This is a genomic window from Kouleothrix sp., assembly GCF_046328425.1.
Taxonomy (GTDB): domain Bacteria; phylum Chloroflexota; class Chloroflexia; order Chloroflexales; family Roseiflexaceae; genus Kouleothrix.
The window spans coordinates 44877-58261 of record NZ_JAXLWP010000030.1; the positions used below are offsets into that span (position 1 = coordinate 44877).

Genomic DNA, 13385 nt, shown 5'->3' on the forward strand with positions numbered 1-13385 from the left:
TCAATCAGCCGAAAGGAAGTCGCCATGAGAACACATCTGCTGCGGTTTGTCGTTGCGATCTGGCTGGTGCTTCTCAGCGTGCCGGGTGCGGCAGCGCATAGCCCCATGCGCCCTACTGCGGCGGGTATTCAAGCTACCAGCACCACGTTTACCTACCAGGGCTATCTCACTAGCTCGAGCAATCCCGCAACTGGCAGCTACGACTTCCAGTTCAGCCTCTACGATACCGCCACACTCAACACCGGAACGCTGGTGGCCGGGCCAATACAGCGATCGAGCGTGACGGTCACGCGCGGCTTCTTTACCGTCGATCTCGATTTCGGCGATGTGTTCGACGGCAGCTCGCGCTATCTCGAGATCAGCGTGAAGCAGGCCGGAACAAGCGCCAGCCCTACCACGCTGAGCCCGCGCCAGCCGCTCACGGCCACGCCCTACGCGATCTCCAGCCACTCCAGCGAGGCGCTGCAGGGCCGCGCCGTCAGCGCCAGCGCCCCGGCCAGCGGCCAGGTGCTGAAATGGGATGGCTCGCAGTGGGCGCCAGCCGCCGATAACACCGGCACAAGCAGCGGCGGCGATATCACGGCGGTGAACGCCGGCAGCGGCCTGAGCGGCGGCGGCACCAGCGGCGACGTGACGCTGAGCGTCGACACCGGCGCCATTCAGGCGCGCGTGGGCGGCACCTGCCCGAGCGGCAGCAGCATCCGCGTGATCGACGCCAGCGGCAATGTTACCTGCCAGACCGACAACAATACCACCTACACCGCCGGCACCGGCCTGACGCTCTCGGGCGGGCAGTTCAGCGTGAACTTCGGCAATACCTCAACCACCGTCGCACCGGGCGACCACGTGCACCTGGGCCAGGGATGGTCTGGCGCGGTTGGCACCGGCCTGTATGTCGAAAGCACCGCCGCGAATGGCATCGGGCTCGAGGGCGTCGCGAACTCGGGCGGGAGCAGCGCTGGCGTGGTTGGCATCGGGGCAAGCGGTTTCGGCATCTACGGCGCCTCGAACAAGGTTGCAATCCTCGGCAACAGCGCCGACGGGCGCGGCGTCGAAGGCGATAGCACCAACAGCCTCGGCGTCGCCGGCTTTAGCACCAACTACATCGGCGTTTTTGGGCGCAGCGACAATGCCAGCGGAGTGGGCGTGTATGGCTATAACAGCGCGGGCGGATACGCCGGCTACTTCAATGGCAATGTGCGCATCACCGGCAGCTGCTGCGCTGCGGCGGCCGGAACCTACCAGATCGACAACCCGGCCGACCCGGCGAACCAGATCCTTTCGCACGCCGCCGTCGAATCATCAGATATGAAGAACATCTACGATGGCGTGGCGGTGCTCGACGCCCAGGGCGCCGCCGTGGTTCAGCTGCCGGATTGGTTCGAAGCGCTCAACCAGGATTTCCGCTACCAGCTCACATGCATCGGCGGCTTCGCGCCAGTGTATGTCGACCAGGAGATCAAGAATAATCGCTTCAGCATCGCCGGCGGCAAGCCGGGCATGAAAGTTTCGTGGCAGGTCACCGGCATTCGCCACGATGCGTATGCTCAGGCTCACCCAATGCAGGTCGAGCAGGCGAAGCCGCCCCAGCAGCGCGGCAAGTACCTCCACCCGCTCGAGCACGGCCAGCCCGCAGCGCTCGGCATCGACTCCGCCCAGCAGCAAAACCTGAGTACGGCCGCGCCATCACAGGTGCAGCGCACTTCGCGCTGATACGCCTCGCCATTGCACAACAAGGAGGCGTCTGTGAGCAAACATAACAAGCTTATCTCCACGCTGGCGATCGGCGTCGCAGTTCTCGTGCTAGCCACGGGCGCGCTGGCGCAGAGCGGCAGCCTGGCACTGCCATGGTGGAAGGTATCCGGCGGCGGCACAGCCAGCAGCGCGGGCAATTTCACCCTCGTCGGCGCCGTCGGCCAGCCCGAAGCCGGCGCCATGCAGGGCGGCAACTACGGCCTGACCGGCGGCTTCTGGGTGAATGGCGACGTGGCAAGCAACCCGAATACCAACGTGCATATCTACCTGCCCATGGCCCGGCAAAGCAGCTCGACGCCTACACCCACACCCGACTGCGGCGACGACCCGAAGAACAATAACGGCATACCCGAAAAAGCCGTGCCGCTGCTGGTGGTGAATGCGCCCTGCAAAGGCACGCTGCTCGGCAGCAAAACCGGCGACGATTACTACAAGCTCAACCTCGGCGCAGGAACCGTGGTGAGCTCAATGCCGCTGCAGCTGACCAGCGGCTCGGCGCGGACCCTGCTGATCGAGCACCCCAACAACAACAAGACCGACTTCCACCCGGTGACCATGCCGTATACGCTGCTGGCCGACCACACCTACTACACGCTGGTGCGGCAAGTAGCCGGCGCTACCGACTACATCCTGACCGTCAACACCCGCTAGAAACAGGCTACCGCAGGTTCGATCCGAGTTTTTAGGACGAAAGACAGAAGATGAATCATCGCCGTCTTCTGTCTTTCGTCAAACCCGGTTCGGATATGCGAAAGCCTGCACTGGAATGCGCCCCTCCCGATGCCCTTGCCTGCGCCCGAGCCCGGCCCAAACCACGCCGTTTTATGGTATGCTGAACCGCGTCACTGTTTGGTATGCGGCGCGCTGGCGCTGCCGACTATCACAGGGAGCGAATGTGAAGCACCTCATCCGATTGATCGCGCTCGCGGCGCTCGCGCTCGTGCTGGCCCTGCCGGGGCTTGCCGGCGCCCAGGGCCGCGTGGTGATCGACGACACAACCGGCCAGGTTGATACCGCCACGGTGCAGCGCGCCGCCCAGGCGCTGACGCGCAAAGGCGCCACCGTGGTGGTGCTGGTGAGCGACCAGACCGGCAGCGACCCGCAGGCCTACGCCAGCCAGAAGCTGCGCGCGAACGGCATCCAGGCCAGCCCGCTCGATCCCAGCGCGGTGATCTACCTCGTGGCGCTCGATCGCCGCAATGTGTTCATCTACTACGGCGCCGATTGGAACGCCACGCTTGGCCCCAGCTACAAGACGATCGCCGACCGCGATATGATCCCGCAGCTGGCGCGCGGCAACTACACCGACGCGCTGGTGGCCGGAATCAACGGCACTGTCAGCGCGATCGACAACCCGCCCGGCGCGCCCACGAGCCTGACGCCAATCGCCATCGCGATTGTGGTGATCGCGCTGCTGGTGATCGGCGTGCCGCTGCTGCTGCGCAGCCTGGGCAGGCGCCGCGCCGCCGCCCAGGCGTTTGCCCAAGCCCGCCAGGCCGCCGAGGACGCGCGCCGCCGCGCCGGCGCGGCGATCGCCGATTTCGGCCAGGCGCTGGCCAATGCGCGCGCCAAGGCCGAGTACGACAAGCTTTCTTACACGCCGTCCGACACCGCCCAGCTTGCGGCGCTGCACGCCGCGGCCGAGCGCCAGTTCGTGGCGGCGCAAGAGCGCTTCGACGCGGCCGGCGAGGCGCTGGCCGCCAAAGCCGCGCCCAGCCAGGCCGAATACCAGGGCGCCGCACAGAGCTACGAGCAGGCCAGCCAGCTGGTGCAGGCCGCCCACGAGCAGCTGAGCCAGGCCGAAGCGCGCCGCGCCGAGCTCGATCAGCTCAACGCCAGCGCGCCCGGCGAGGTCGATCGCCCAAAAAAAGCGCTGGCTGACGCCGCCGCACAGCTCGACGCCCTGCGCCCCGAGTTCCCGAACGCCCAGGCGATCCTGCGGCCGCTCGAGGGCCTGGTGGCGCGCGCCGAGTCGCTGCTGGCCGAGCACCACGCCGCCGAGGCCATCGCGGCCGCGGGCGCGGCGTCAGCCTCGATCGACGAGCTTGCCCGCACGCTGGCGCGCTACGCCGATATCCGCGAGGGGCTCTCGGCGGGCCGCGCCGCCGCCGAGAAGGCCGCCGCGCAGGGCTATCGCACCGACGCGGGCCTGGCCGCGTTTGCCCACGCCGAGGATGTGCTGCGCCAGGCCGCCGCGTCGCTGGATCGCGACGCCGCCGGCGCGCGCGACCTGCTCGACCAGGCCGAGGCCGCGCGCGCCGAGGGTGTGGCGCATGGCGGCGGCATGCCCGCGCTACGCCAGGCCAACGATCAGCGGCTGGCCGAGCTGCGCGCCGCTGCCGAGCAAGCCGCCGCCGCCATCGCGCGAGGCCGCGAGGCTTTCGCGCTGGTGAACCAGTTCGCCGAGGCCACCTGGAGCGATATTCGTGGCAATGGCAGCGAGGCCGAGCAGGCCGCAAGCCGCGCCGGGCAGCTGCTCGAAAGCGCCGCCGGCCGCAATACCATGGAAACCCAGGAGTTCGCGGGCGCGCACGCCGACATCGCGCAGGCCGAGCAGCAGCTTGCCTTCGCCCGCGCGCTTGTCGAGGCGGTTCAGGCGCGCCTCAAGGATCTTCAGGCTGCGCGCGAGGCCGCCCACGCCGAGGTCGCCGCCGCGCAGGCCGATCTCGACGCCGGCTGGAGCTACGTGCACGCCAACGACCCCGATATCGGCAAAAACCCCGAGCACGACCTCGAGCAGGCCGCCGCGCTGCTGACCCAGGCGAATGCCGAGCTCGGCCAGGCCCGGCCAAACTGGCTCACGATCGTCAAGCAGGCCCAGGCCGCCAACCGCATGGCCGACCAAGCGATCGCAAATGCGCGCGGCGAGGTCGAGGCTATGCAGGCGCTGCGCACCCAGGCCCAGCGCGCCCAGCAGCTGGCGGCCGGCGAGGTGCAGAAGATCGCGCAGTTCGCGCCGCTGCACGAGGCCGACTTGCCCGGCGACAGCCCCGAGCGCATCGAGCGGCTCCGCGCCGAGCTACAAAACGCCTACGCCGCGCTCCAGGCTGCCGGCCAGCACGAAGAGGGCGCGCGCGCCGACGATCTGCGCGAGGCGATCGCGCGCTATACCAGCGTCGAGCAGCACGCCGAGGCGCTGTACCAGGATCTGTACGCTGCCTTCCAGCGCGCCGATCAGCTGCGCCGCCAGGTAGCCGCTGCGGCCAGCCAGGCCGATCGTGCGATCGAGCAGGCCGAGCAGCGCCTCCACAGCTACTCCGCGTACCTCGCGCCGAATGGCGAGGCCGCGCGCCTGCTGCGCGAGGCCCGCGCCATGCTCGATACGATCGATAGCCCGCGCGGCGAGCCACGCCTGGCGCAGGCGCTGCGCACCGCCGAGGCCGCCCGCGACGCAGCCGGCCGCGCCGATCAGCTGATCGACAATCAGATCGCCAGCATGCGGCGCGCGCCTGCCAACGACCGCGCCGGCGATATCCTAGCCGGTGCGATCATTGGTGCGATGCTCAATAACGGCGGCGGCCATCACGGCCATCATGGCCACCGTGGTGGTGGCAGTGGCAGTGGCGGCGGATGGAGCAGTGGCGGCGGGAGCTTCGGTGGCTGGGGCGGTGGCGGCGGCAGTGGCTGGGGTGGTGGTGGCGGCGGCGGCGGCGGCTGGGGTGGTGGCGGTGGTAGTGGCAGCGGCTGGTAAAAGAATCAAACAGCCGCGACATCCTCGTCGCGGCGGCATGAAAAGGCCGTACGGGCTAGTGCCGGCGCGCCTGCGTATCCCACGGCATGGGCGCTTCGGCTGGCCGGGAGCTTGCGCCCGGCGCGCGTACGATCAGCTGTGTGCCATACATAAAGAACGTGCCATGCTCTTTGCAGATTAGCAGATCGCGCTCCTGGGCAAGCGCCGCACCGCACTCCGGGCAGTTCAGGTTCGCGGCCTGGGGTTCTCGCTTGAACATACAGTCCTCCTCGCTTCCCAAACAAAAAAGCCCACCCCGATAGGGTAGGCTGCAACCGCCTGGCTGTCGGCATACATCGCCGGCTACATGTAGGCCGTAGTGTACCATTATTTTACCAATCTGTAAATCACAGGACTTACGCGGTGCGCGTTTTTGCCTTCGGCAGAGCGGTACTTTTTCATGGATGGTGCTGAGATGTTGGCGCAAAGCGCCAACATCTCAGCACAAAAGAACGTACGGTACCATGCTGCCGCAGGCAGAACAAGCCTCTATCGCAGGCGACCGCGTAATACCAAATCCGGCTGATCGCTTGGATTATGGTGGGGGTTCGGGAGCGGCTTCGCCGCCCCCGAAATTTTTTTTGCGGCGCCCGGCTTTGCCGGCGCCGCACAAGAAAACACAAGTAATCAAACGGAGTTGGTATAAGCCCTGTAAATCACCGCGAGCAGCGCGCGTTCCAATTTCATTCGAAAAACTCTCCACAAAATCTCTATACAAACCAAGATAGAGTGTAGTATAATACTCCGTACTGCTCGCCCCCGACCGGCGCGGCTCGTCAGTGTCACCAAAGCGCATTCCCAACGCGATCGCACGACATGATGCATCAGCCATGGCCTGTTCCATAGGCCATGGTTTTGGGCAACATTAACATCCCGCCACGGCGCTCGCAGAGGTCAGTGACGACCTCGAAAGGACACAGTCGATGATCGACACTGTTATCCAGCACCTGCTCGAAACCACGATCGATTCGCCGATCAAGCTGCAGCTATGCTTGCTATTCTACGAGAATCGCCAGCTCGAAGGCACTGCCGCGCAGCTCGCCAACCGCGTGTATCGCGATATCTGGAGCACGCGCGAGGCGCTGCGCGAGCTGGCCGAGGATGGCATTTTGGCTGAAACAGCCGCGGGCGGCGAACCAAGCTACCACTACCGCCCGCACGCTCATTACGCCGATCCGATGTTTCGCCTGGTGCAGAGCTACAACGAGCCATTCGAGCGCGACCAGATCCAGCGCCTGCTCCACGATATCGCCAGCTACGCCCGCTATGTGCGCACCGACCACCGCAGTGGCGGGTTTGAGCTACAAAGCCTCTGAGCAATTGCATCGTATCTCCTCGCAGCAGCCGGCATCCCCCGCGATCGTCGCGCCGCCAGCGCCAATCGCGCTTCGGTGCGGCTGCGGCCGATCCGAACTGGCGGCGCGCGCGTATAGAACAATGTAACGCTGGCGCATCTACGAGGACTGATCAGTGCCAGGCAACCCATCGAGCCAGTATCAAGGAGCATCCGATGTTTAACGCGTTTCGCAAGAAATACGACCGCGCCACCCCCGAGGTGCAGGATCGCATTCCACCCGGCCAGTACCTCACTGAAAAGTTCCCGGTGCTACACTATGGCAGCGTACCGAACTACCGCGACCTTGAGCAGACCTGGGATCTGCGTGTGTGGGGCGAGCTCGAAGGCCCGGTGCGCTTTTCATTCAAGGAGTTCCGCGCGCTGCCGACGATCGAGCTGACGACCGATATCCACTGCGTGACGCGCTGGAGCAAGCTCGATACCCGCTGGGAGGGCGTGCAGTTCAAAGAGTTCCTGAAGCATATCCCGGCGCTCAAGTCCAGCGCGCGGTTCGTGCTGTTCCACTGCGAGCAGGGCTTCACCGCCAATGTGCCGCTCGATCTGATGCTTGAGGACGAGGCGATGCTCGCCTACAAATACGACGGCCAGGAGCTTACGCCCGAGCACGGCTTCCCGCTGCGCTCGCTGGTGCCGAAAAAGTATTTCTGGAAAAGCGCCAAGTGGCTGCGCGGCATCGAGCTGCTCAGCGAGGATCAGCTCGGCTTCTGGGAGCGCTACGGCTATAACAACCACGCCGACCCCTGGCTCGAAGAGCGCTACTCCGATTAATGCCACAGCCGGCCGGTCATTTGCTGTATGTGGGGTTCGGGGGCGGCTTTTCCGCCCCCGAACCCCACCAAGGTGATGTTCGTTGGACTGGCCTACAACCTTCGACGAGGCGCTGGCGGTGCAGCAGCAGCTGCGCGCTCAGGTGCGCGCCAGCGACGACTTCGGCGCCATCCGCACCGTCGCCGGCGTCGACGCGGGCTACGAAGATGACCCGCAGGCCCCCGAAGGCCACGGCGTTGCGCGCGCCGCAGTCGTAGTGCTCGAGTTCCCCTCGCTACGCCCGCTCGACTACGCAATCGCGCGCCGCCCCACGGCGTTCCCGTATGTTCCGGGGTTTCTCTCGTTCCGCGAGACACCGGCGGTGCTGGCGGCGCTCGAGGCGCTGCGGGTGCGCCCCGACCTGCTGATCTGCGATGGGCAGGGCATCGCGCACCCGCGCCGCTTCGGCATTGCCTGCCACATTGGCCTGCTGGCCGATCTGCCCGCGATCGGCTGCGCCAAGTCGCTGCTGACCGGACGCCACGGCCCGCTGCCCGACGAGCGCGGCGCCACCGTGCCGCTGATCAATCGCGGCGAGCAGATCGGCGTGGCGCTGCGCTCGCGCGCCGGCACCAAGCCGCTGTATATCTCGATCGGCCACCGCATTAGCCTGCCTACCGCAATCGAGTATGTGCTGGCCTGCCTCACCAAGTATCGCCTGCCCGAAACCACCCGCGCCGCCGACGGCCTGGCCTCGCACGGCCGCATCCCGAACATCGCCCCCTAGCAGCGCTACACTGCCCCAGCCAGCGGCACATACTGGTGGTTGACGCCGGCCTGCAGCTCGGCCAGCGGGAACGAGCGGCGTGCGCGCGGCGGGATCAAGAAATTCTGGCGGTGCATCGCGCGAATCACCTGGTTGATGCCATTGGCGGTATCGGCGATATTGTACGGCGACGCGCGCAAATTCGTGCCGTCGGGCATTACCCCGGCCATTGCTAGCCGCATGGCGTGAAACTGCTGGCTGGTGGCTGTGAACGACACAAAGTGCAGCCCGGCGGCCGGCACCGCGCTATACTGATCCAGGTCGGGGTTCGAAGTCCACGCGAATGGGTTGTCGAGCGTGTTGAAGTCGTCGCGCAGCGAGATCGGCGTGCCGGCCGGCCATGCGCGCCCGTAGTTGTCGACGATGTCGGCGGCGAGGCGGTTGGCCTGCTGTAGCGTGGCGTTGTGGCCCAGCAGGCTGTAGCTCGCGGCATCCTGCACCACATCCGCCAGGCTCGAGCGGTGCGCCGCGTCGTTGGGGATGGTGACAACATTCGGGCCGGCAAAGGTGCGCGGCGAGAACATGCGCGCCACGCGCTCGGCCGGGGTGAAGCGTCCATACCACTGCGCCAGGTCGCTGAAGAGCTGCGACAGGTGCATGCAGCAGCCGCCCACGAAGTAGCCGTTCGGCCACTGGTCGGTGGCGCCGGGCACCGTCTCGAAGCTCACCAGGTTGCCCGGCGCGAGCGCGCCGTGCTGCGTGCTGGTAAAGCCCATCATCAGCTGGGCCTGGTCGGGGATCTGGTCGGCGCCGGGGATGTTCGCGGCCAGCGCCAGCTGCTTGGCGATGCTGCGCGAGTCGAAGCCGCGCCCCACAAAGCCCTTGCGCACGCTGGTGAGCGCGAACAGGTCGCCCACGTACGCCGGGCTGGTTTCGTCTTCGAAGAGCGCCCGCTCGGCCGCCGCGACCGTCGCCTGGCTATCGCTGCGGAACAAAAACACCACCGCGTTCTGCTCCACCAGCATCTCGTCGCGGTCGCCAGGGAAGCGGATCGCGTCAAGCAACACCGGCTGGCGCTTGCCGGTGGCGGCCGAGTACTGCAGGTCGGTCGGCAGCATCCGCTCGACCAGGTCGGCGGCGAGGTAGCTGCGGAAGTACGGCAGCCCCCAGCCCACCACCAGCGTCAGCCCGGCCGGCGTCGGCGCGTAGGGCGCCTCGACCAGCCGCAGCGCGGCTTCGAGCCGGCCCTGGGCCGCGATCAGCGCGGCCGCGCCGGGAGCGAAAGCCAACCTGGCGGTGATGATCTCGTGGTACAGCGGCGGAATGATCACCTTCACGCCATTGTCGACAATCGTCTCGACGTCGTCGACCAGGTACTGCTCCTGGCGGCGCGCGGTGGCGGTCGTGCTGGCTGCCGGGCGCTCAAACGCCGCGACAGTATCGAGAAAGCTATAGATGCCGCGTGCGCTGATCGCGCCGATGGAAAGGCCGGCCGCGCGTCGGAGGAACGCGCGCCGGCTGAGCGGCTGCTGATTTTTTTTCATATGGCAGTTGCATGGTGCGCGGGGGCGGCTGCGTCGCCCCCGCGCCAATAGTGCGATGCTAGGCCAGGCCCAGATCGCAGAGGAAGATCTTCGAGCCATACGCCGGCTTCCAGCTCAGCGGCTGGTCGGTAAACTGCGGCTGCCGGGCGGCTGCGGCCGGCGCCGCTGCCAGCGGCACGTACACCTTGGTGGCCGTTCCGCTCGACACCGTGAAGCCGTCGGTGCTCTGCGCCTGCTTGGCCGCGGTCGTCACGGTGATCTTGCCGGTGCTGGCGCCCTGCGGCACGATCGCCCGCAGCGAGGTGAGCGAGTCGACCGTGAAGCTGCTGGCCGGCGTGCCATTGAACAGCACTCCGGTCACGCCGGTGAAGCCCGAGCCGCTGACCGTCACTTCGGTGCCGGCCGCGCCAGCCGGTGGGCTGAAGCTGCTCACCGCCAGATCGGGCGCGGCCGCCAGCACGGTGAAGTTGGTGGCGGTGGTGGCGTCGCCGGTGGCCGTGCTGAGCACGATCTTACCGGTGGTGGCGCCGGCCGGCACCTGCACCACGAGCTGCCCGGCCGACTGGCCGGTGATGCTTATGGCCTGCGTGCCGTTGAACGACACGCTCGTGACGCGGTTGAGCCCGGTGCCGCTGATCGTGATCGGCGTGCCAACTGTGCCGCTGGCCGGGCTGAAGCCGCTGATCGTCGTCAGCGCCTGGTCGCTCGTCGCGATCACCAGCTGCGGCGGGTTGGTGCCCTCGCGCGAGCTGTAGCGCAGCGAGTCGGTGGCGGCGGTCTTCAGCGCGAAGTTGAACGTGCCATTGTCGCGCACTACGCTGGTCACGTCGAACTCGACCCAGGTGTTGAGCGCCACTGCGGTGGTGTTGCTCACTAGCGCAGTCGAGCCAAGCACCGGCGCGGTGTTAAGCGTGATGCCGGCCTCAGTCCACGGCCCCGAGTCGTCTTTGAAGCGATCGGGCGCCACGTACAGGTTGCCGCCTTTGGCGCTCGCGTCGGTCACGTACAGGCGCAGCTTAGCGCTCTGTACAGCATTGGTAAGGCCGGCGACGTTGAAGCGCAGGTAGCTGGTGTACGCGGTCGCGCCGCCATTCACACGCAGGGCAACGTCGGTGCCGTAGTTCCTGGTAGGCGCCGCCGAGGAGACATACGCGTCGGCCACGGGCGCGAACTGCAGCGGTGCGCTCAGCGGCACCATCACCGGGTCGACTGCAGTGTACGAGCCGAATGTGACCACCACCGACGGGTTGGCGTAGTCTTTGTAGCCTGCCTTCGAGACCGTCATGTCGTAGGTGCCGGGCGGAACATCGATCAGGTAGCGACCGGTGTTGTCGGTGCTGGTGGTGTACGGGCCGATCTTCACCGTCGCATTCGGCACGATCTGCAGCGTCACGCTGTCGTGGGCCTCGCCGGCCACAAACGTTGGCTTGGGCGTCAGCGCGATGTTCGTCGTGACGGTGGCGTTCACCGGAACCGCGACCGGCTGGTCGGCGCTGCTGTTGTAGCCGGTCGCCGCCGCGCTGATCGTCTGGCTGCCCGAGGGAATGTCGGCGATGGTGTAGTTGCCGTTGGCGTCGGCCGCGACCGTGCCGCCGACATAGGTGACGATCGCGCCGGCGATGCCCTGGCCAGTGGAGCTATCGGTGACTTTGCCGGCGATCGTGCCAGGTGGCGTGAGCACCACGTCCAGCGTCACTTTGGCGCCACCGCCGACCGGCTGGTTGCGCTTCACCGTGGCAAAGCCGTTTTTGGCGAACGTCAGCTGCACCTCGCCGGGGGTGATGTCGCCCAGCGTATAGATGCCGTCGACGTCGGTGGTGGTGGTGTCGCCCGCGTACGATACACTCACGCCGCTGACTGGGTCGCCGTTGCCGTCGGTAACTTTGCCGCTGACGCTGCCGGGCGTAAGGTTCGCGCTTGAGTCGATGCGTACGATCTTGGCTACCGAAGGCACGCCTTTGCTATCTTTCACCAGCAGCTGGTAGAAGCCAGGCGGCGCGTAGTTGGCGCTGGGCGGCGCCACCACATTCAGCGTGCTGCCCGACTGCGTGAACGACAGCGGAACGTAGCGCTGGTTGTGGTCGAAGGCGTGGGTCACGGCGTTCAGGCCAATCAGCGCGACGCCCTGGATGGTCGAGCCGTCGGTGATATTCACGCCGATGTTAAAGCCGCCGCCGTAGGTCAGGGTATCGGGGTTGCTGGTGATGCTGGGGCGCGCGCCCTTGAACAGGTAGGGCGGCGAAAAGATCTGGGCAGTGTAGCGGCCATTGTACTCGCCGCCGCTGGTGAGCACGCGGCCGTCGGGCAGCAGAATGGCAGCCGAGTGATACATGCGATCATCCGTCATTCTGGCGGTCACAGTCCACTGCTCGGTAGCCGGGTTCCAGATCTCGCCCTCGTACACCGCGCCGGTGAGCACGCCATCGCCCAGGTCGTCGGCCGAGCGCGTGCCGCCAACCGCCATCACCTCGCCGTCGGCCAGGATGACCATATTGTGGCGCCGGCGCGGGAAGTGCATCGACTGCACTTTCTTCCACTGCGGGTTGGCTGCGGTCATGTCGATCGTCGCCGTGTCGGTGATCGAGGGATCGTTGCCGCCCGAGCGAATGATCTTGCCGGGCGAATACATCGCCGACGACTCGGCGTAGCCGCTGCTGCCGAACGAGTTGGTGGGGCCGTTCGCCCAGGTGCCGGCGGCAGGATCAAGCAGAAATGTGCTCGTCGAGGTGCCAGCCTTGAACACCTTGCCGTTGGGCAGCACGAACATCTGCGGGTACAGGCCCAGATCCTTGAACGCGCTGTTGGGCAGGAGCGTCCAGACGTTGGTGGCAGGGTCGTAGATCTCGGGGATGTTGGCGCGGCCACCGCCGGGCATATCGCCCGAGCTGGCCAGAATGCGGCCGTCGGGCAGGCGCGTAGTGGTGCCATACCAGCGCGGGTAGTGCATCGGCTGCATATTCGACCACTCGTTGGTAGCGGGGTCGAAGATCGCGGTGACGGTGATGCCGTCGTGCGGCGAGACAATCACGCCGCCGGCGACGATCACGCGCCCGTCGGAGAGAAATGTCTGCGCGGCGCAGTGCAGGTCGCCAAAGTTCGCCGGCACAGCCACCTTGGTTTGCGTGGCCGGATCCCACACAAACGCATCCTGGCCAGTTGGCCAGGCCAGTACCTTGCCATTGGGCAGCATGGCCATGTGTTTGCCGAAGATGCCCCAGTTGATCACTGGCGCCCACTCGCCAGTGGTGGCGCGCGGGTCGTCTACCGCTGGCGGCGCCGGCGCTACATTGGCGCGCGCCACCAGCACCTGCCCGACGTGTGGCAGCGCCAGGCTCAGCACAAAAGCCAGCGCGCACACGATCGGCCAAGGTCGTCGGGTTAGATTGAAACTGCGATGCACGCGTTACTCCTTACCTGATGAGGTTGTGTTGGGTAGTTGATTGACTCAAACTGTTGCGCTGCGAGCATGTATCACTAATTGCTACA

General features: G+C 66.5%; 9 protein-coding genes. 6 read left to right on the plus strand and 3 right to left on the minus strand.

The features are described 5' to 3' along the window. The first annotated feature begins 24 nt into the window (after positions 1-24). From U0177_RS23550 to U0177_RS23560, 3 genes are all read left to right on the plus strand, one after another. A complete protein-coding gene (locus U0177_RS23550; RefSeq protein WP_409573117.1) occupies positions 25-1713 on the plus strand; it encodes a hypothetical protein in 1689 nt (562 codons plus the stop codon). 33 nt (positions 1714-1746) lie between these two features. After that, positions 1747-2406, plus strand: coding sequence for a hypothetical protein (locus tag U0177_RS23555; protein WP_409573118.1), 660 nt, complete (start codon positions 1747-1749; stop codon positions 2404-2406). A gap of 244 nt (positions 2407-2650) precedes the next feature. After that, a complete protein-coding gene (locus tag U0177_RS23560; RefSeq protein WP_409573119.1) occupies positions 2651-5446 on the plus strand; it encodes a TPM domain-containing protein in 2796 nt (931 codons plus the stop codon). Positions 5447-5501: 55 nt separating this feature from the next. On the opposite strand, the gene U0177_RS23565 is transcribed toward U0177_RS23560, so the two are convergent. Beyond that, entirely contained in the window at positions 5502-5705 is a 204-nt protein-coding gene (locus tag U0177_RS23565) for a hypothetical protein (protein ID WP_409573120.1), read from the minus strand. Positions 5706-6408: 703 nt separating this feature from the next. Between U0177_RS23565 and U0177_RS23570 the strand changes: the two genes are divergently transcribed. The 3 genes from U0177_RS23570 (at position 6409) to nfi (ending at position 8376) form a co-directional block, all read left to right on the plus strand. Next, entirely contained in the window at positions 6409-6801 is a 393-nt protein-coding gene (locus U0177_RS23570; RefSeq protein ID WP_409573121.1) for a hypothetical protein, read from the plus strand. A gap of 194 nt (positions 6802-6995) precedes the next feature. Continuing rightward, on the plus strand, positions 6996-7610 hold the full coding sequence (locus tag U0177_RS23575) for a sulfite oxidase-like oxidoreductase (RefSeq protein ID WP_409573122.1): 615 nt from the start codon (positions 6996-6998) through the stop codon (positions 7608-7610). Positions 7611-7692: 82 nt separating this feature from the next. Next, the gene (gene nfi, locus U0177_RS23580) at positions 7693-8376 is read left to right on the plus strand and encodes a deoxyribonuclease V (protein ID WP_409573123.1); all 684 of its coding nucleotides are present in this window, start codon (positions 7693-7695) and stop codon (positions 8374-8376) included. A 5-nt stretch (positions 8377-8381) separates the two neighbouring features. On the opposite strand, the gene U0177_RS23585 is transcribed toward nfi, so the two are convergent. Together U0177_RS23585 and U0177_RS23590 are read right to left on the minus strand one after the other, a co-directional pair. Further along, entirely contained in the window at positions 8382-9899 is a 1518-nt protein-coding gene (locus tag U0177_RS23585; protein WP_409573124.1) for a hypothetical protein, read from the minus strand. A gap of 58 nt (positions 9900-9957) precedes the next feature. After that, entirely contained in the window at positions 9958-13299 is a 3342-nt protein-coding gene (locus U0177_RS23590; RefSeq protein ID WP_409573125.1) for a carboxypeptidase regulatory-like domain-containing protein, read from the minus strand. Positions 13300-13385: the final 86 nt, after the last annotated feature.